Below are 16,871 nucleotides of genomic sequence, written 5' to 3' on the forward strand. Positions count from 1 at the left end.
CAAGCCTTGAGAGTCGCTACGCCTGTTTTACCTCAACCGGCGGCAGCACCGTCTTGCCGCTGATTAACGCATAAGCCTCCGCGTATTTGGCAGCCACGGTAGGGCTGGATGTGCTCTTGACCTGCTTGAGCAGAGCAATCTGGGCATCCAGCAACGCGTTGTCATGCTCCGCATACTTCGTCTCATCTGCGCTGCGGTACGTCCCGTCATACAAGTTCGCCATGTGTATCCCCTTCATCAACTGATCCGCGCCCCCATGGCAGCGGATTCCCTTGCTGACCTTATTGGACGCAACGCCCTTTTACCGAACTTTGGGGAAGCCATGACCGGCGACGCAACAGAGGCCACACAATAGACCTACATCCCCCACCAGCGGAGGGCGGACAGCACTGCCGTAACTGAGGCCAGCACCGTGCCCCATCTAGTTGAATGTGCCGGATGTTGTGGAGGTCTAGGGAAGCTCGAGAGAGGCTCACTAGGGGAAGACCAGACAGGTCGCCAGAGCAACAGGGAACTAGGCACAACGCAACGCACTCTATAGATTCCGAGTCGTGACAACTTCCTCCAACCAACTTCGCGGTGAGGCGACCGTGAAGGCAGTGGCTGATCTCCTGCCATTGCTCTGTGACCATGATGGCCCGTTTCCGGGAGTTTGCGAATGCCTGTAAGGCTGGCAGCCTAGCAACAACTCCCCACTGTGTATCGCCTGGGCTGACATCGACCGCTGGCGGCAAGGACCGGCTCGCACTAGTTCATAAAGGATCTGCCGTGCATCAGCCCCTATAGGATCGAGTGATGGAGCAATGCCTCACCCTTAGCACTGGCGACCTCATCAGCCTCTGCGAGCAGCTGTCGGGACGCATTGAGAGCCTCAAAGCGCAGCCCTATTGGACCGCGGTTATAGCCGCCATGGCGGCAGCGCTCACAGCCTTCCTGAGCACCCGTGGCTCCATGCTGGCCAGCCGGAGAGAGCGGCGCAACAAGAGCCAGCGTGAAGCGCTCTACGGTGCGCAGGATGCCGCGCAAGCGTTACGGACGAAATGGACTAGCCTCAAGTCCTGGCGGGAGAAGGGCGAAGACGGCAAGAACCCGCTCCCAGAGCACAAGGAGCAGGATCTGCTTGCTGCGCTTGAAAAGATGGTTAGCAGAATTCAGGACGCAGTTCTGAAGGACGCGTTAAATGACTGGCGGGACTTCGCGCGGCTCTACTTCAATGGCTCCGAAGAGCACGACCGCCACGGCGAACGTGATAGGTGGAAGCTGGCCATAGATCTTTGCGGAAAGAAGGCCTTGGAGATTGACTGATGTTAGGCGCTGGTCAACTTGCGCACGGTTACATGCAAGCCGTGCTTAGAGCTTTCACGCTCCACATCGGCAAGCCAGTCCTTGCCTCCACCGACTACCTCGACGCCCTTTGGGCGTGCTTCGGCAACGAGTTTCACTAGTTCCGAAACGAAACTGTCCGTGTTGACGTCCAGATGGCGGCTGTCGATTAGGACTGATTCGTTAGGTGCCAAGTCGGCGGAGTGAACCAGTCTGTCGGCAAGCGCCCGGGAGCCGGCGACGCTAGGAACATTGATAATTTTCAATTGAGGTTCCCCTTTCGCCTGTGTTGTAAGTGTATATGTTTACCCAGGTTTGGGTAGGCTTTGAGCGTCACTTGCGATGAATCGTTACGAGATGGGTAGGACGACGTCAAGGATCGTTCCCGCGTACGAGCTTGAGTTTCCAGTCCAAGCGAAAAGCCGGTTAGGGCTCATAGTCACTACGGATTGCCCGGAGATTAAGGCGCCCCGACCGCCGTGTGTGCTTATAGATTCATGGATCGACTTCAGGCCACGTCCTCGATCCGCATCGGCAAATTCCGAGGTGCCGTTGACGGCCATCAGCAAGGCTTGCTTTTCGCTGGTCGCCCCTGAGCCTTCGAGCGTTGATAAGACTCCTACGCCTGCATCGGCCACCGAAAGCCGGAGTTGGTTGTTAATTACCTGGCCCGCCATAAAGCCACGCGGTACTCGTGCGTGCTCCGGTACATTGCAGCCCGCTTCAAGCAGAGCCCTGGAGACGGCTCGCTGCAATCCGGGTGCCACAGACTGGTAGCTAACGATCGATACCAGAGCGGCAACGTCATCCTCGGATGAGAAGGCCGCGACCTCAACAAGAGCTCGTTGGGTCAGGGCCATGTTGGCGTTCACGCTGGGCAGTCCGTGGTTGACCTCTGCGGCATCAAGAACTTTTCCCATGCCCATCCGGGACAAGTAATACCGTACGTCACGGTCGCCAGGCGGCACGAACTTGATTGGAATGCCCGCCGCCCGCCGCGAATCGACAAACGCAGCCAACGACGCCATCATCCCAGGACCTACCCATCCGCTCTTCGATAGATCAACCACGCACTCATCGTTTGACTGAGCATGGCATAGTGCGGAGAAGACCTGGGATCCCTCGGTGGCATCGCAACGTTGCTGCGCTATCCAATCCATGCCTGGACCCCAATCTGCGCCCGTTGTCTCGGCTATCTCGATCGAGGTCCGTCCGGCTGCCAAACTATTCTACTAAGTCCACGAGGCAGTATTTGCTTTCCATGACGCCGTCAGAACGTATACCTAACGCTTACCCGACGAAAAGGACGACAATCGCGGGCCGTCGATGAGCTATCTGCAGTCACTCGCGGCGACAGGCCGTAGGTCGTGCGGGGGTTCGCCGTAAGTGATGGGGATAGAAATACGCCGCCTTCTACGTCCATGAGGCCGCTTTTCGAGGCTTCGGCGGAAAGCTCTAGCAGCAACTGTAATGATGTGCGCCGATTACGGCCTGCGAAGCGTACGGGCGGAGCTGGTCAGCCCGCCCAGTTCTTCAAGTGAAGCCGAGTCAAGGAAGCCCGCAACTTTGATGGTCCCGTCCGGGCCAACGCGAATGTCGATTCTGTTGCGAACAAGCTCGGGACGGTAGTTCCGGTATCGGTCAGTCAGGTGGATGAAGCGCTGGTTCCCGGAACCGACGAGAGCACGCTCCGTTTCGGGGTTCCAGTCTTGGTAGGGGCCGTCGACGAGCAGGTCCACCTCGGCCAGGAAGGCTCGCGTGGATTCGTCCCGGCCGCGGAGGGTCTCGTATTCGTATCCGGAGAAGGCAATGATCCCGAGGCCGGCGTCGTGTGCAGCTGTAGCCAGCGCATGGCCTGCATTGGGTTGGTCGAAGGGCTCTCCACCGATCAGAGTCAGGCCTTCGACACCGGCGGCGACCGAGTCTTTGATGATCCCGGCCACCGGCATCTGGGTTCCCCCGCGTGAACTGAACAGGTGCGGGTTGATGCAGCCTTTACATTTGATGCTGCAGCCTTGGAACCAGATGGCAGTCCGCAGCCCCGGGCCTTCAGCCGTGGTGCCGTGCAGGACGCGTCCTACGCGGAGCATCGGCTCGTTGATCAAATGTCGAGCCTTCGGGCGCTGTGGTTGCTTTGGGGTGCCGGCTGTTGCGCGGGGGGAGCTGGGGAGGCCTGCACGGCACCGAAAGTGAGCTTGTTCCGGTGCGGGATCAGCTGGTGCGGCGGCACCTGTGCCTTGGAGATGAGCTGTTCGAATGAGGTGAAGGAGCCAAGTTGCTGACGGGTGCCGACAATCCGGTTGGCTGTCTCGTTGTCGACTCCCAGTGCCGTGACGAGCTCCTGCGGAGCCGCCGTGTTCACATTGATGCCTTCACCGGGTGCGGCGGCCGAGGAAGTGTATTGCGCGGGCGCCACGTACGTCGGCTGCTGGGTATGAGGCACTGGTGCCGGTGGTGTTGCCAAGGCCGCCGCTGCAGCGTTGGGGTTGTAGCCATAGGCGGGGGAGGTGTTGCTTGCGGGCTGTGAGGCTCCTGCCTTGGCGTACCACTTCCGGTCGTCGACGTGTGCTTTCCAGATGAGCCACTTCTTGTTCGTGACGAACGATGCGATCACCCCGCCGATGAAGGAGGTGAACATGACCCAGCCCCAGATGGTGAGTTCAGGAGAGGACTTGGGCGCGGCCTTGGTCCCAGAGTCGATCATGCTTGAGGTCACCATCACGCCGACCCCCACGAGGAGGAAGCCGATGCCCATGCCGATCCAAAGCTTGTTCTTGGATTTCACGCCGCGGATGAGGAAATTTACTCCGGTGAGAAGGCCGAAGGAGAGGATGCTCCAGAGGACGCCTGCGCTGTTGCGCAGGCGCCAGGAACGCGAGCAGAGTTTCTCTTCGGGGGTCATCGGTCTGCCTCGTTTTCGTACTGGTATGTCGTTTGGTCGGTTGTGGCCTGCTGGTAGTATGCCGGCGTCAGCCGTGAGTCGGTGATGACCGCATTCGGAAGCAGGGCCTGGATGGCGGCGAGTTCATCGGTGCAGCTGGGTCCGGGGCCGTGCGCTTCGGCGGTGATTGACCCGGTCGCCGAGACAGTGATGGTGATGGTTTTCTTCTGCGTCATGTTGCCTCTTCGAAGACGAGCTGGACTTCGCCATTTGCGTTCGTTTGAGAGACGAGGACCATGCCCATTTCCGCTGCACGGGCATGGAGCGACTCGATAGTGCGTTGCTGCAACAGCGCACCGACACTCAAGTCCAGGGCGGCCAGCAGGTTGCCGGTTTGTTGTTCGTCGTGATCGACCCTGCCAAGGAAGGTCTCACCAATGCGTTGGAACGTGATGCGTCCGTAGGGGCTGTTGCCGGTGACTCGGCCTTCGGCCACGCTCAGCTCGGTCGCACCCATCGCCACCAAGGCGTCTTCGAGAAGTTGCTGGTCGGTGATGCGGGTTGTTTTGCACTTCTCGCACAAATCTGTGCTCTTTGCTTCCCGGATGGCGGCGATGGCCGCGATGCCGAGCGGGATGAGGAGAACTTCGAGGCTCATCGCGGCCGCCTAGAAATCGATCTGGCGGCCGCCGCGCCAGGAGTTGACGTCAGTACTGGCCGCGGTGCTTGTCGAGGAGTACTCCTCACGGGCGCTGATGGAAGTAGCGGCCACGGCGCGGGTGGAAGCCCATTCGCGGATGCCGTTGATCTGTTCAGCCTGGGTGACCGACAGGGGCACGGTGTTGGAGATGGCCCTGCGCAGGTCCTTTTCGTTCAGCATCCGCCGTTCCGAGAACGCCTCGAAACAGGCGCTGACGGCGGCCTCGGCGATTTCGGCTCCGGAGAAGCCTTCGGTTAGTTCGGCGAGGAAGTCCAGTGAGTCCTCGGTGGTTTCAAAGTCGCCGCTGGCCGCCGAATCGGATGTGAGCCGCTTCTCCAGTTGGATCCGCCAGATGTGTTTTCGTTCTTCCTTGGTGGGAAGGTCCACGAAGAAGATCTCATCGAAGCGGCCCTTGCGGAGGAATTCCGGGGGCAGAGAGTCGATCTTGTTGGCTGTGGCGATCACGAACACGGGATTCTTCTTTTCCTGCATCCACGTGAGGAATGTTCCGAACACCCGTTGGCTGGTTCCGGAATCGCCGCTGCTGCTGGAACCGAAGCCCTTCTCGATTTCATCGATCCACAGAATGGATGGTGAGACTGCCTCGGCGAGCTTCAGAGCGCCGCGCATGTTCTGTTCGCTGGAGCCGACCAGTCCGGAGAAGACCCGGCCAACGTCGAGGCGGAGCAGCGGCAACCCCCACAACGTGGCCATGCACGTGGCGGTGAGGCTCTTGCCGCAGCCGGGAACGCCGGTGATGAGGACGCCCTTTGGGGCCGGGATGGACCAGCGCTGGGCCTCTGGCAGCCAGGAACCGTTGCGTTTGTTCAGCCACTTCTTGAGATTCTCCAGACCGCCGACGTCGTTCATCGTCCCTTCAGGAGAGATGAACTCCAACAGCCCGGACTTCCGGATCGTCTGGCGTTTCTCATCCAGGACGAGCGCGATGTCGGAGGCGTCCAGCCGTCGGTCTGAGGCGATGGCGCGGGCGAACGCGTTCTCCGCTTCACCCAACGTCAGGCCCTGGGCGGCTTGGATGAGCCGCATCCGGTCATCCGGGGACAGGTCGACAACGATCGAGGCCGCGTTCGCGCCAACGATCTCGTCTAGGACACCTTCGATTTCCCCGGCCGTCGGCAGCGGCAGGTCAACGACGGTGACTTCCTTCTCCAAATCGGTTGGAAGAGTCATACCCGGGGAGACGATGATCAGCGTGTGCGGCACTTCTCCGGTGCGGAACGCCAGCGCGGCGTCCTGAACGGCGCGGACCATGATCGGCTCGGCTGGCCGGCCTTGCGATCCGAGGAAGTGATGAAGGTCGAAGAACACGAAGATGGTCGGCTCGGTTGCCTTGAGGGCTTCATTCAGGGCAGTGTCCGGTGACGTTGGCTTTCCAGCCTGGCCTGGCGCGTGCAAACCCCTTGACACCGTGTAGGCCACGACCTTCCGCGGGCGCCGCAGTTCGGGACTGACAGCAACGACTTCGGCGGCCGCGATCACCCGGTTGCCCTCGTGAGTTTCGACGAGAAGAATCGGGTGCCTCGCCCGGATGAGCTCGACCAGGGTTTTGCCGAAGGTCAACGGCGTCTTTGCATTCACTAAGGCTCCCCAACGTGTTTCAGTGCCACAACTCCGGGCAGCATATCCCAGCACTAGCGGGAGCAGTATCAAGTTACCGAGCATTGTCATGTGTGGCGGGCACACGCTCAAATTTGGGCGTTAGAAATCTACCCATGCGGGGACCTGAGCAACGCGGGGCGGGTCCTTAGCGGAGAGTCCTTAGGGGTTGCTACTCCTCCAGGTGGAACTCGACCCGGTACCTCATGAACCTGATGTTGGAAGCCACAGAAAGGGCCCTGCGGATCTTCTTGTCGTCGTCCAAGGCAATGATGAGCCCTTCGACCCCCTGGCCAGGTTCCAGCATGGTGTCCTGGACAAAGCCCATGTATCGCTGAATCTGGCCCACCACGGCGTCACTGGCCCTACCGCGTTTGAGCTCGATGACGAGGATACGCTTGCCGTCCTTGCTGATATGGACACCGGCTATGGTCAAGTCGGCGCCGTTGTCGCCGACCACGCTCTCCGACGGCGGAGACCCCTTTCGGGCGAACAGGTCACAGGACGTCAGCGCCAGGGCCATGACCACTAAAGCTGCCAGCAGCGGGATGGCCCGCACCCTACGAAACATCCGCATTTGATCCCCAGCTTCGACGGCCGTGGCTACAGCATACGGACGCCTGCCAGTCATCGGGTCAAGGTCGCTGAATGTGACGGCGAAGAGCTTTCACGACGACGCCGCACACATGCGGTGGAAGACCAGATACTCCCACGCCCCGCAAAAATAGGAGATCCATGCCCAAGGAGTACGCGCCCGGCCCCGTCACCACTGACCTGGCCGTCAGCGTGTCCGGTTTCCGGGTGGACTTCGGCGACCGCACCCTAATTGACGACCTGAACTTTGAGGTGCGCCGCGGTGAGACGTTCGGCGGGAGGAGAGTACGTCCACTCCTGCCGCTGGCAGGACCAGTCTAAGCAAGGAATCCCATCGGGATAGGCCCCTCCCCGGGCCGCAAGCACCCGCCGCACGAAGGAGAAGAAGGGATTCTTTTCAACGGTCATGCTGTTCGCGCGGCAGGTCATCGCGGATCTGCGCAAAGTCGTTAAGCCGACCCGCACGGAGCTTTTCCGCTACACCGTTACCGTGCTGATGTTCGTGGCCGTCATGATCCTGCTCGTCACTCTCCTGGACCTCTACTTCGGGCCCCTGTTCGCGCTGTTGTTCAAGGGCAACTCCATCGGCGACAACTGACCTGGCGAGACCGTCGGCGGTTCCCTATTGGAGCCGCCGCTTCGCTGCCTACGACATGTGTCGTCATCAAGGCGCAAGGAGTCCCCAGGCCATCGCCTAGCCAGTACGCTGATCCCATCTTGCGGATTTGGGCATGGAGGTGCGGTGGACGCGGTCATTGGGTTCGTGATTATCTACGGCGGCATTGCCTGTGCAGTCGGGGGCGGATTCTGGCTGTTCTTCAGCAATCTCGGACGTCTTCACGGCCTCACACCCTGGCAGGCAGCGAGAAGCTACTTCCGCAAAGACTTGGCCGTCGGGCCGTTGACGCTATGGCGGATAAACCGTGAGTACAGGGCACAAATGCGTCACAGCGGAGTCATCGGTCCCTCCGGGAAACCTCTACGGGTACGGAAAATCACCGTGGCGATGCCCAGCGAGGACTATCGATTCGTGCAGCAGTTCAGTGTCCCCGAGTTCGCGAAGCAGCTGGCTGACTACCGGCATAAGTACGCGCTGAACCAAGGATGGTATGGACCAGAGGATGGCCCGGTCCCGGTTGCTGTCTGGCCCAAGGAGACACTCCGGAGACTCAACCCCGTACTCTCTTACCAGGACGCAAGGGATGGGACCACCCGCCCGATGACGGCTGACGCCGGGCTTGGTGATGAGGACAGGACCGAACCGGTCAACGGCATGGCATGGGTGACCTTCAACGGAAAGCAATGGGTTCTTCGGCCGGAAGATTCTCCATACCGGCTCGGGCGGGCCGAGGGCAACGAGATCCGCACCGTCCATGACCACATCTCCGCCTGGCACGCGATTCTCCGGCATTCCGGAGGGAGCTGGGTTTTGGAGCCGCTGAAAACCACCAACGCGACCAAAGTCAGCGGACAGACCGTCACGTCGCCGACCCCGCTGGGCAGCGGTGCAATCATCATGATCGGGCAAGCAGATCCGATCCGCTTCGACGCGGGAACCGAAATCATCAACGCCGGTAAGTAACCCGGCACCTGGAGTCAGCGCCTTTGGGGCGAAAAGGAAGGCGGGTAACATGCACACGGGTCAGGCATTTGAGGAAGGGCGATACCAGCTTCTGCAGAAGCTCGGCAGGGGCGGCATGGGCGAGGTTTGGAAGGCCAACGACACAAAGTTCAACCGTGTCGTTGCCATAAAGGGGCTTAGCGAGGGGTCCGCTCCGGGGCTTGGTGTAAAAAGGAGGCTGGAGCGCGAGGCGGCCCTCCAAGCGTTGCTGAAGCACAACGGGATCGTCCCCATCATTGACACCTTCATCGACGACGACAAGCTCTACCTGGTCATGTGGTTCATCGAAGGAACTGACCTCGAGAAAGCTGGCAGATCAGGCGCCCTGACAGACGCTGCCAAAGTCTCCATCCTCGCAGACGTGCTGTCGGCACTGGCCTATCTCCATGAGCAAACGACCGTGATCCACCGCGACCTCAAACCGTCCAACATACTGCTTGGGACAGACAACCAGGCATATGTGGCCGACTTCGGTATTGCCCAGTCGCAACTAGACCCTAATGCCACCGAATCACAATTCCTCGTGGGCACCCGGCTCTACATGGCACCCGAAGTGCAGGCAGGGCGGCCAGCAAGCCATGAGTCGGACATGTGGTCTTTCGGCGCCATTGCGCTATGGCTTTTCACCGGACGGACCCCTGACCTCCTGGACCCGGAGATGGGAATCCCCGAGGGCAATTTCGCTGGCTCCCTCAGTGACGGCATCCGTGCCACCCTTAGCCGCGACCCTTCTCGGCGGCCGTCCGCTTCCCATCTGCTGCCGGTCTTCCGGCAGGCGCAGCACGAAGGGGTCACCGCGGTTGTTCCGCTGGCCCCCCAGACTGAGGCTCTTCCTTTGCCTGTCTCTCCGCCGACAGCTGCAACCGCAACTGAGGCCAGGCGTCGCCGCTGGATCCCGGCGGTTCTGGTCCTGGCCGTCCTTGTTGCGCTGGTAGGGGCGGCTGCGGCGCTGATGAACCCACCGGCACCAGGGCTGCAGGGAGACCCCACCACACCAGCGGCGGCCCCGGCGCCAACCACCCCGACCCCAACACCTACGTCGAGCAGCCCGACACCTACACCGAGCAGCCCGACACCTACACCGAGCACCCCGACACCTACACCGAGCACCCCGACACCGACTACAACTGATAAGACCGCTTCTTCCGGACCCGGCTGGTACTATCTGGCCAATATGGACCCCATTGAAACCGAGATCGAAGGCCGAGCAGGGCGCTGCACCGGCGGCTGCGCAGCATTCGGGGACAAGCCGGCAAGCATAGCCGGAGTCATCTACCCGCAGAGCTACGTCATGCGGATGGACAGCGACGGCAAGAGGAGTACCTCGCTGTGGAACGCCTACACCAAGTGCACAAAATTTGAAGCCACCATCGGACTGGACGACAGCTCTTCCTCGGTGAAGACCCATTTCTTGCTGGAACGCGAGAACGGCGCCACAGAGGACCTGGGCATCCTTCCCACCGGTGTCCCGCAGAAGGTGAGTGTCGACCTGACGGGCGTTTTCAGATTCAAACTGGTCTCATTCCTGGCGACCGCAGCCAAGAGCGATTCGACTCAAAAGGCCGTCTGGGGAGATGCCAGAATGTTCTGTTCGCCGCTGCCGAGCCCTACGCCCTAATCGAGTGTGGGCGACGGGGGTGATTTGATGCGCTTGGATCCCAGTACACACAGTCCCGATGTGAAAACGCCATCGGCCCGCCAACCCAGAGGAGTCCTTATCGGTGGCCGGTCCGCACCGACCACCCGTCAACGGTGAGGGGCTTGATGTGGCACCATGCTGTCGGCGGGATCAACCTCGCCTGTTTGGAAAGGAATCCCATAGTGCCACCGCGTCAGACACCGGGCCCAGAAGTTGTCAGCGAAGCTTTCGCTGGGCAACGAGTGGGCACCGATCACCACCCGGATGGGTTTCATCAACCCAACCCTGGATGAGAGCGCCCATGAGTGGCGGGTGTGGGCTCAGGGGCGGTCGGCGGAATGGGCGACCTAGGTCCGTGTCACCGAGCTCAATGGCACCCTTCCCGAGCTCTTCGAGAAGTTGATACCGCTCGATTGGGAATATAGGTGGCTTCTCCTGGAGACGACCAACCCGGATTGGACTGCCGTCGTGGACAACTCCCGCGGCGGGTCTAACCTGCATGCTGCCCTGCAAAATCACTTCCCTGAAGCACGCGGAATCACCACTGTCGAGGTCGAAGATGAGCCCAGAAACATCAAGCGCTTCGACGGTGAGCCCGACCGGGGCCGGTGGGGCTCACGTACCGTTACTGTCCATGACAAGAAGGGTCTGAAAAGATTTCTCAGCCTGAGCAATTCTGAGCCGTGGAAGTTCCACGAGAACGGAGAGCCCTACGACTTCGAAGACACTGCCAAGTACGATGAAGCGAAGACGACGGGCAGGTTCACCCATGAGATGCTCGTCGACTACTGCCGGCACCTTGGGCTGGAACCCTTCAAGGACGGCTTCTATGTCCCGACCGGCCGGGCGGCGCTGGCGACACCCAAAATGACTTTGCTGGGCCGCAGCTGGAAGGAAAGTTCTTCGCGATGACAGGAAAGACGCCGGAATTGGGTCATACTGTTCCACTCGGGAACCGGATCAAACCGTCAGCACCAAAATTCCCCAGTCCTTGGCAAATTAACTCTGCTACAGGGAGGAAAGCTGGACGGGATTGGACCGGCATACTTCGCGAACGGAGAGCAACTCGATGCAATCAACAGGGCCATGGACGGAATCAGGCTCTGGCCATGATCAAGTCCATTGATACACCCGTGGCCACGGCGGTTCTGACATGGCTAACGCTCGAGGAGGGTGGCCGCCGGGGTGGCCCCCAAACCTCTCCCGTTTATGCAGCTACGTGCGTCTTTCCGCTAGGAGGAGAAGCCGAAGTGCAGCCAGGATGGCCAGCAACAGCGGAGGAGATGTTCAGCATTCTTCTAGAGGAAGTCGAGGTGGTTGGTGACTCAAACGAGCGCCGCTACAAGGTCGGGTTCTTGGCCCCTGACCTCGCCAAGTCCTTCACGCACGACGGCGCGGAGTTCCTCATCATGGAAGGCCCCAAAGTAGTAGCTCGGGGACGGATCAATGCGGTCTTCGAAGGCTGGTAGCAACGAACCGTTATTGCGCTTCGCCAGCTCCCCTAGCTTTGGTAGGTAGCCGTGAAATACATTCTCGTATTGCAATGGTCAGGTAGCACTGAGGCCGACTTTGACGGACTTGTCGCCATGGAAGACCTGCTGCTTGCTGAACTCCCTCCAGCGCATGGGCTGGTTGACGGGCACGATTTTGGGTCAGGCGAGATGAATATCTTCGTCCACACCGAACTACCGGTGGAAGCGTTCGCGGATGCCACGTCGACGTTGGGTTCGCACTCACGATGGGCGGACGTGCGGGCAGCATACAGGGGCATAGGCTCGGATGATTTTGTGATTTTATGGCCAAAAACCCTGGAACACTTTGAGGTGTCATGATCATGCAGCCTGAAACCCTAAAGGGCTGGCCTCGACTCGGCTGAGAGTACGGCTCGTTAGGATGCGGTGAGCAGTAACTGGCGTATGGACTGCCTTGAAAGGGAAAGCTAGCATCCATTACAAGACGTCGGTCCCACACGGCCGAGTGTTCCGCAGCATTCTCCGCGAGAACTCGAAGTGCAGGTCCGGCCGGCGTCCCTGTCATCGCTTTGAAAGGATGATCATGAACCAGTGGAATGGCTCCCAGCCGCCTTTGGACCAGGGGCAGACCATTCACGGTCAAAAATCGTTTCTCACGACGTGGCTGCTGGCCCTGTTTCTCGGGACCTTCGGCATGGACCGGTTCTACCTGGGCAAGATCGGCACCGGCATCCTGAAACTGCTGACCTGGGGCGGGTATGGAATATGGTGGCTCGTCGACCTGATCATCGTCCTCTCTGGCCATCAAAAGGACAAACAGCGCAGAGCGTTGTACGGCTACCAGCAGAACCGGTCCTCGCTCTGGTGCTGAGTTCTGTCGTCGTCCTATGTGGATTTCTCGGAACAGTGGCCCTTGCTGTCGTCGGGAGCTCAACACGGCCTGTTGCTTCTCCTGCGCTGAGCGCCTCGCCATCGGTCGCTCAAGAGCCGACGGTACCAGCGCCCGTGACAGCGTCGTCATCGCCTTCGACTGCAGCCGCCTCGACAACACCCGCGACGGCCTCCCCGTCCACTACTACTGCAGCTGCTTCGACAGCAGATCCTTCACCATCACAGTCCACTGTCACACCCTCTCCCGCCCCTGGCACCATTACCCAGCCTCCGGCGGCAGCTTTGCCAGTCCTGACAGCCTACGGGGCTCTGTCAGCCGACTGGGAGGCCCATCACAGGGCAGATAATTACTACCTACCGGGCTCTGCTTACGATCCGGATCCGACGCTGCCTTTGAATGGCGGCCACGTGCAGGATAGGTACGTTGAGGTCTTCCGTTTCGGCGGCAGGGTGCTCTTCTACACGATGTACCTGCGGCCTTCGACCGGCGAACAGGAAGCATTGTTCTTCACGGCCGCTGAGCTGCCTCCGGACGCCACCATCGTATGGCAGCGGGATCTGCAGCGCTGTAAGCAAATACAGTTCCAGTCGGCGACTCTGGCCAAAGTAGTCGGCGAGCAGGATCGGGACGGCGGCGTCGAGGTGGAGTTCTCAACCACCGCCAATGGTGGAGATTTCTACTCACCCAATGACGTTCAGAACGTCAGCCTGGTCAACATGTTCCATGCCTCACCTGATGACGCCTCGGGGTGCTGACGCTTGAGAGCTTGGGGCAGGCCAAATCGAAGATAGTAGTCGGAGCCCTCCGATCGATAAGCGACGACGAACCCACTGGTGAGAGCGCAAACCACGAGCTCACCAAGCTGCCGTCCTCTACTTGCCGACGAGTTCTGCTGGCCGGCGACGGAGGGTCTTGGCGATGTTGAGCTTGCTGGAGCAACGTACGTTCATCGGCACCCATGCGAGGCGCCCGGCTGACGCAACCCGGCGCAACTGCACCGGTCACCGCGACCCCGGCAGTATTCGCCACGGGATATGCCTTGGCTGTAGGAATGTCAGCTGCTTTCGCCTACGCCGCGGCCGTGAACGCCTAGCAGGGTCTACCACTTGGGACGGGGCGGCGGCACTGGAAAGGGCTTGTTGTAGCCCTGGCTAGGGCGGGGTGCCCGGGAATCGTCGGGGATCAACACCATCGAATCCCCGAACTCGAATCAGAGCCGCCGCTCCGTCCCCAACTTGCCCTTCACGAGCTGATCATCGACAGGTACAAAAGCCGTGAGCGGGGCGCCTATGAATTGTGACGGGGTCGCATTCGAACACTGCAGGGTTGCGCTGCAGGCCGTCAAGCGAGCAACGACTTCGCTGACCTTCGAAGAGAACATCGACGTGGCCCACGGACCATCCTGAAGCAGCGCGATACCCGTTGCCCCACATGAGATCGAGGACCTGGCCACCCTTGGATTCGACCTTGGCCACGATCTCGGCCCTTTGCCTCGAATGGTCAAGCTGCAGGTTGATTCCGTAGGCGATGTACCCCAATAGAATCAAGGCCGAGAGTACGATCGGTAGCCGTCGCTCAAGAGTCTTCCTTCGCTGGGACCGGCGTCCGCCGGGTGGTGCCTGCGCTGCTTGTTCGTGAGAGCTCGTCTGATCCCTTCCCCCCGGAGGGTCAACTTCGTCGACATCCGGCACGACTCTTCCAGATAGCACGCAACGACTCCACAGGGGTGTGCGGCCGCGGCGGGGAACGCGGTCATCCAGCCGTCCCCCTACGATGGAGCGGTGTCAGAAGAGAAGAAGAAACACCGGTTCCTGACCATCGAGCAGGTTGCCGAGGAACTGAACATGACGGCGGTCCAGATCCGAGCGCTACTGAAGGCCGGCGACCTCCGGGGGATCCCGGTCGGCGGCCGGAACGTGTGGTGCATCGGAGCCACAGATGTGGAGGACTTCATCGCCGAAGCATACCAGCGCACTGCTGAACGGACCGCTGGTGACCTCCCGGACTGACGTCGCCCGCGGACCGGTCGAGCATTTCGGCGAGAAGCTTCGCGCCTCGAAATAAGGGCATACGATGACGCGTGAGATGTACGCGTACCCGAACCGGGCCCAGAAGCAGCGGCCGAAGCGTGAGCTATATACGGATGGGCTGTGGTAAGCACTGGCTTGGTGTTACCGGGATGAGGAACATACCCAGCACTCGGACCTGTACCTCCTGTGCCAGCGCGATACGGCCCTCCGGAACTTTGATCTGTCCATGGACTACTTCAAATCCCTGGACGCTGACGAGTTCGAGACGGCACTGCAGCATGTCCTGGCCAAGGGCCGCACCTTCAAGCCTGTGGAGTCCCTGGCTAAGTTGGACGGCAAAGAGGGTGCATACATCATGGTCTTCGACGAATACAAGCAGTTCTATATCGGCCAATCATGGGACCTTCGCAAACGGATCAAGCAGCACTGGGGTGCCCGCAAACCGTTCGACCGGCTGATTTTCGGACGAAGCATGTACGACTCGATCTTCCCGGTGGACGAGCTGCGAGCCTTGGACAACACCCGGATTTTCGCCGCCCGCGGTCGCAACCCCTATGCCGTGGAAGAGCGAGCCGAGGCCGACGCCGACCCACGCTTCTGCCTGAACCGGATGATGGGTGGTGAACCGACACCAATGGCTCGCATGTTGTCTGGGCTCAGCCCCCGCGCCCGCACCCATGGCGTGGGTACGGCATCGCTGAGCCTTAAGGAATACGAACGGGAGCGGGACGCTGTCCACGACTCTGGAGCCGTGGACCGGTCAGCTGCGGAGGCGGGGTTGGTCGAGGTCCTGGCTGCGATGGACATGAGCATTCATTCAGTCCAGCGGGAAGACGGCACACAGTTCCTGTGGTCCCGTAGGGACAGCATCGCCTCGGCGGCCAAGTGTGGTGATCTGAGCGTGCAGGAGTACGTAGCCTTCCTCGAGGCCATGGGCGAAAAAGTCGTCTGGCCGGACTAGAGACGGTTCCAAGCTCATCTCCTTGCCCTTGGTGGTCCAGCCCGTTTGCTGAAAGTTAGCGGGTTTGGTCCATGGGTCGAACTGGCAATGGGCTGCCGTTTCTTTGGCCGTCGCTGTGGTTCCACACAGCCGAACGGGAGGAGCCGATGCGGCGCTATTCGCTACCTGGGTACGTCATGGCCGAGTTGGGCTGGACGGCCCTCATTCAACTTTGACTCCTTGAAGTACAGCGGGTGCGATCGGTTGACCGTCCGTTCCTCCACCGACCACGCCAGCGGCTGCGATCTTCTCAACAGCCGAGAGTCCGTCAATGACCGTTCCGAAAACCGAGTATCCTCCCGCTGGATCATGCGGAATCTTAGTGTCCTGATAGACGATAAAAAACTGGCTCCCCATACTGGTGGCGTCGTTGCCCTTGCGGGCCATCACGATGGACCCTTTCTTGTACACTTCGGAGGCAGGCGCATTCTCGATAGGCCCTAAGTGGTAGTCAGGACCACCGGCACCCGTTCCTGTGGGATCCCCGCATTGAAGCAGGTCGAAGCCACCTGTGGTCAGTCTGTGGCATGCGGACTGATCGAAGAAGCTTTTGGTGGCCAGTGAAATGAAAGAAGCCACAGCTTGGGGAGCGTCTTGTCCTAGAAGCTGGACTCCCAAGCGCTGTCCGTCGAGGGTGAGGGTTGCGTTCCAGGTACGACCTTCAGCAAGGGTGGCGGAGGGAGGTGTGGGCGCCGATGTAGGGGCTGGCGTCGGGGTCGGATCATCAATGTTGTGTGTGTTGGAAGGAACCGAGACAACCGTGTCAGTGGCTGTCACTATGGAGGTGGTGGCCACGAATAGCACAGTGACAAAGATGAGTATTGTCGCCGTGGAGCAATACCCGATCACGAGCCCCGCGATTGCAAGGCCGCGACCGCCTTCTCCTGTCCGGCGGATCTGACGCAGTGCCATGTGCCCGGTGACGATGCCTGCCACCGCCACAAAGAACGAGGATATGAACGACACAACGGCGAGTGTGTTGGTTCTTTCTTGTCGATCATGATCTCTGCGTATATCTGACATGTTTCCCCACATGGGTTGATCTGAGCTTCTGGCCACATCATGCCACGGGCGCCCGGCGAGAATTCATACGGAGCCGTTA

At 60.3% G+C, this 16,871-nt stretch carries 23 protein-coding genes; 12 read left to right on the plus strand and 11 right to left on the minus strand.

Translation table 11 applies throughout. The features are described from left to right. Window positions 1–16: 16 nt before the first annotated feature. A complete protein-coding gene (locus tag QN084_RS15535) occupies window positions 17–223 on the minus strand; it encodes a hypothetical protein (protein ID WP_168529652.1) in 207 nt (68 codons plus the stop codon). 572 nt (window positions 224–795) lie between these two features. On the opposite strand from QN084_RS15535, the gene QN084_RS15540 reads away from it, so the two are divergent. Further along, window positions 796–1,305 (plus strand): hypothetical protein, encoded by a 510-nt coding sequence (locus QN084_RS15540; protein WP_069695363.1) that lies wholly within the window; start codon window positions 796–798, stop codon window positions 1,303–1,305. A gap of 2 nt (window positions 1,306–1,307) precedes the next feature. On the opposite strand, the gene QN084_RS15545 is transcribed toward QN084_RS15540, so the two are convergent. From QN084_RS15545 to QN084_RS15580, 8 genes are all read right to left on the minus strand, one after another. Further along, entirely contained in the window at window positions 1,308–1,589 is a 282-nt protein-coding gene (locus QN084_RS15545; RefSeq protein ID WP_069695364.1) for a hypothetical protein, read from the minus strand. Between the two features lie 84 nt (window positions 1,590–1,673). Continuing rightward, window positions 1,674–2,354: a hypothetical protein gene (locus QN084_RS15550; RefSeq protein ID WP_182264043.1), complete on the minus strand. Its 681-nt coding sequence runs from the start codon at window positions 2,352–2,354 to the stop codon at window positions 1,674–1,676. A gap of 453 nt (window positions 2,355–2,807) precedes the next feature. Further along, complete coding sequence (locus QN084_RS15555) at window positions 2,808–3,428, minus strand: 4Fe-4S single cluster domain-containing protein (RefSeq protein WP_259362845.1); 621 nt, start codon at window positions 3,426–3,428, stop codon at window positions 2,808–2,810. Next, complete coding sequence (locus tag QN084_RS15560; RefSeq protein ID WP_069695366.1) at window positions 3,425–4,225, minus strand: ComEA family DNA-binding protein; 801 nt, start codon at window positions 4,223–4,225, stop codon at window positions 3,425–3,427. The genes QN084_RS15555 and QN084_RS15560 overlap by 4 nt, the downstream gene beginning before the upstream one ends. Continuing rightward, a complete protein-coding gene (locus QN084_RS15565) occupies window positions 4,222–4,440 on the minus strand; it encodes a DUF2997 domain-containing protein (protein WP_069695367.1) in 219 nt (72 codons plus the stop codon). Before QN084_RS15565 ends, QN084_RS15560 begins: the two co-directional genes overlap by 4 nt. Then, entirely contained in the window at window positions 4,437–4,862 is a 426-nt protein-coding gene (locus QN084_RS15570) for a hypothetical protein (RefSeq protein ID WP_069695368.1), read from the minus strand. Before QN084_RS15570 ends, QN084_RS15565 begins: the two co-directional genes overlap by 4 nt. Window positions 4,863–4,871: 9 nt before the next feature. After that, window positions 4,872–6,503, minus strand: a complete 1,632-nt coding sequence (locus QN084_RS15575) for an AAA family ATPase (protein ID WP_069695369.1) — start codon at window positions 6,501–6,503, stop codon at window positions 4,872–4,874. 190 nt (window positions 6,504–6,693) lie between these two features. Beyond that, the gene (locus QN084_RS15580; protein WP_175430147.1) at window positions 6,694–7,092 is read right to left on the minus strand and encodes a PDDEXK family nuclease; all 399 of its coding nucleotides are present in this window, start codon (window positions 7,090–7,092) and stop codon (window positions 6,694–6,696) included. Window positions 7,093–7,256: 164 nt separating this feature from the next. Between QN084_RS15580 and QN084_RS15585 the strand changes: the two genes are divergently transcribed. The 8 genes from QN084_RS15585 to QN084_RS15620 all read left to right on the plus strand — a co-directional run bounded on the left by QN084_RS15585 (window position 7,257) and on the right by QN084_RS15620 (window position 12,718). Beyond that, on the plus strand, window positions 7,257–7,436 hold the full coding sequence (locus tag QN084_RS15585) for a hypothetical protein (protein ID WP_069695371.1): 180 nt from the start codon (window positions 7,257–7,259) through the stop codon (window positions 7,434–7,436). An 85-nt stretch (window positions 7,437–7,521) separates the two neighbouring features. Continuing rightward, window positions 7,522–7,713, plus strand: coding sequence for a preprotein translocase subunit SecE (gene secE, locus QN084_RS15590; RefSeq protein WP_083261824.1), 192 nt, complete (start codon window positions 7,522–7,524; stop codon window positions 7,711–7,713). 144 nt (window positions 7,714–7,857) lie between these two features. Next, a complete protein-coding gene (locus tag QN084_RS15595) occupies window positions 7,858–8,697 on the plus strand; it encodes an FHA domain-containing protein (protein WP_083261825.1) in 840 nt (279 codons plus the stop codon). Between the two features lie 49 nt (window positions 8,698–8,746). Then, entirely contained in the window at window positions 8,747–10,354 is a 1,608-nt protein-coding gene (locus tag QN084_RS15600) for a serine/threonine-protein kinase (protein ID WP_069695373.1), read from the plus strand. Window positions 10,355–10,843: 489 nt separating this feature from the next. After that, complete coding sequence (locus QN084_RS15605) at window positions 10,844–11,287, plus strand: hypothetical protein (RefSeq protein ID WP_069695374.1); 444 nt, start codon at window positions 10,844–10,846, stop codon at window positions 11,285–11,287. Between the two features lie 197 nt (window positions 11,288–11,484). Then, a complete protein-coding gene (locus QN084_RS15610; protein ID WP_069695375.1) occupies window positions 11,485–11,844 on the plus strand; it encodes a hypothetical protein in 360 nt (119 codons plus the stop codon). A gap of 51 nt (window positions 11,845–11,895) precedes the next feature. Further along, entirely contained in the window at window positions 11,896–12,207 is a 312-nt protein-coding gene (locus QN084_RS15615) for a hypothetical protein (RefSeq protein WP_069695376.1), read from the plus strand. A 223-nt stretch (window positions 12,208–12,430) separates the two neighbouring features. After that, window positions 12,431–12,718 carry a TM2 domain-containing protein gene (locus QN084_RS15620; RefSeq protein WP_069695377.1) on the plus strand — a complete coding sequence of 96 codons (288 nt, stop codon included), beginning with the start codon at window positions 12,431–12,433 and terminating at the stop codon, window positions 12,716–12,718. 109 nt (window positions 12,719–12,827) lie between these two features. On the opposite strand, the gene QN084_RS15625 is transcribed toward QN084_RS15620, so the two are convergent. Further along, the gene (locus QN084_RS15625) at window positions 12,828–12,968 is read right to left on the minus strand and encodes a hypothetical protein (protein WP_259362847.1); all 141 of its coding nucleotides are present in this window, start codon (window positions 12,966–12,968) and stop codon (window positions 12,828–12,830) included. Between the two features lie 178 nt (window positions 12,969–13,146). Here QN084_RS15625 and QN084_RS15630 point away from each other — a divergent pair, with 178 nt between their 5' ends. From QN084_RS15630 to QN084_RS15640, 3 genes are all read left to right on the plus strand, one after another. Continuing rightward, a complete protein-coding gene (locus QN084_RS15630) occupies window positions 13,147–13,494 on the plus strand; it encodes a hypothetical protein (RefSeq protein ID WP_069695378.1) in 348 nt (115 codons plus the stop codon). A gap of 1,026 nt (window positions 13,495–14,520) precedes the next feature. Beyond that, entirely contained in the window at window positions 14,521–14,748 is a 228-nt protein-coding gene (locus QN084_RS15635) for a helix-turn-helix domain-containing protein (RefSeq protein WP_069695379.1), read from the plus strand. Between the two features lie 247 nt (window positions 14,749–14,995). Continuing rightward, window positions 14,996–15,730 carry a GIY-YIG nuclease family protein gene (locus tag QN084_RS15640; RefSeq protein WP_069695380.1) on the plus strand — a complete coding sequence of 245 codons (735 nt, stop codon included), beginning with the start codon at window positions 14,996–14,998 and terminating at the stop codon, window positions 15,728–15,730. 201 nt (window positions 15,731–15,931) lie between these two features. Here QN084_RS15640 and QN084_RS15645 read toward each other — a convergent pair whose 3' ends face one another. Further along, window positions 15,932–16,792 carry a peptidylprolyl isomerase gene (locus tag QN084_RS15645; RefSeq protein ID WP_259362850.1) on the minus strand — a complete coding sequence of 287 codons (861 nt, stop codon included), beginning with the start codon at window positions 16,790–16,792 and terminating at the stop codon, window positions 15,932–15,934. Between the last annotated feature and the right edge of the window lie 79 nt (window positions 16,793–16,871).

This window comes from Paenarthrobacter sp. R1, from assembly GCF_030264015.1.
Classification (GTDB): domain Bacteria; phylum Actinomycetota; class Actinomycetes; order Actinomycetales; family Micrococcaceae; genus Arthrobacter; species Arthrobacter ureafaciens.

Bases quoted from the DNA above. Each gene is read 5' to 3' on its own strand.
- QN084_RS15570 (WP_069695368.1), bottom strand. From the start codon at position 4,862: ATGAGCCTCGAAGTTCTCCTCATCCCGCTCGGCATCGCGGCCATCGCC.
- QN084_RS15560 (WP_069695366.1), bottom strand. From the start codon at position 4,225: ATGACCCCCGAAGAGAAACTCTGCTCGCGTTCCTGGCGCCTGCGCAAC.
- QN084_RS15580 (WP_175430147.1), bottom strand. From the start codon at position 7,092: ATGTTTCGTAGGGTGCGGGCCATCCCGCTGCTGGCAGCTTTAGTGGTC.
- QN084_RS15620 (WP_069695377.1), top strand. From the start codon at position 12,431: ATGAACCAGTGGAATGGCTCCCAGCCGCCTTTGGACCAGGGGCAGACC.
- secE (WP_083261824.1), top strand. From the start codon at position 7,522: ATGCTGTTCGCGCGGCAGGTCATCGCGGATCTGCGCAAAGTCGTTAAG.
- QN084_RS15600 (WP_069695373.1), top strand. From the start codon at position 8,747: ATGCACACGGGTCAGGCATTTGAGGAAGGGCGATACCAGCTTCTGCAG.
- QN084_RS15565 (WP_069695367.1), bottom strand. From the start codon at position 4,440: ATGACGCAGAAGAAAACCATCACCATCACTGTCTCGGCGACCGGGTCA.
- QN084_RS15540 (WP_069695363.1), top strand. From the start codon at position 796: ATGGAGCAATGCCTCACCCTTAGCACTGGCGACCTCATCAGCCTCTGC.
- QN084_RS15585 (WP_069695371.1), top strand. From the start codon at position 7,257: ATGCCCAAGGAGTACGCGCCCGGCCCCGTCACCACTGACCTGGCCGTC.
- QN084_RS15640 (WP_069695380.1), top strand. From the start codon at position 14,996: ATGGACTACTTCAAATCCCTGGACGCTGACGAGTTCGAGACGGCACTG.
- QN084_RS15645 (WP_259362850.1), bottom strand. From the start codon at position 16,792: ATGTCAGATATACGCAGAGATCATGATCGACAAGAAAGAACCAACACA.
- QN084_RS15550 (WP_182264043.1), bottom strand. From the start codon at position 2,354: ATGATGGCGTCGTTGGCTGCGTTTGTCGATTCGCGGCGGGCGGCGGGC.
- QN084_RS15610 (WP_069695375.1), top strand. From the start codon at position 11,485: ATGATCAAGTCCATTGATACACCCGTGGCCACGGCGGTTCTGACATGG.
- QN084_RS15535 (WP_168529652.1), bottom strand. From the start codon at position 223: ATGGCGAACTTGTATGACGGGACGTACCGCAGCGCAGATGAGACGAAG.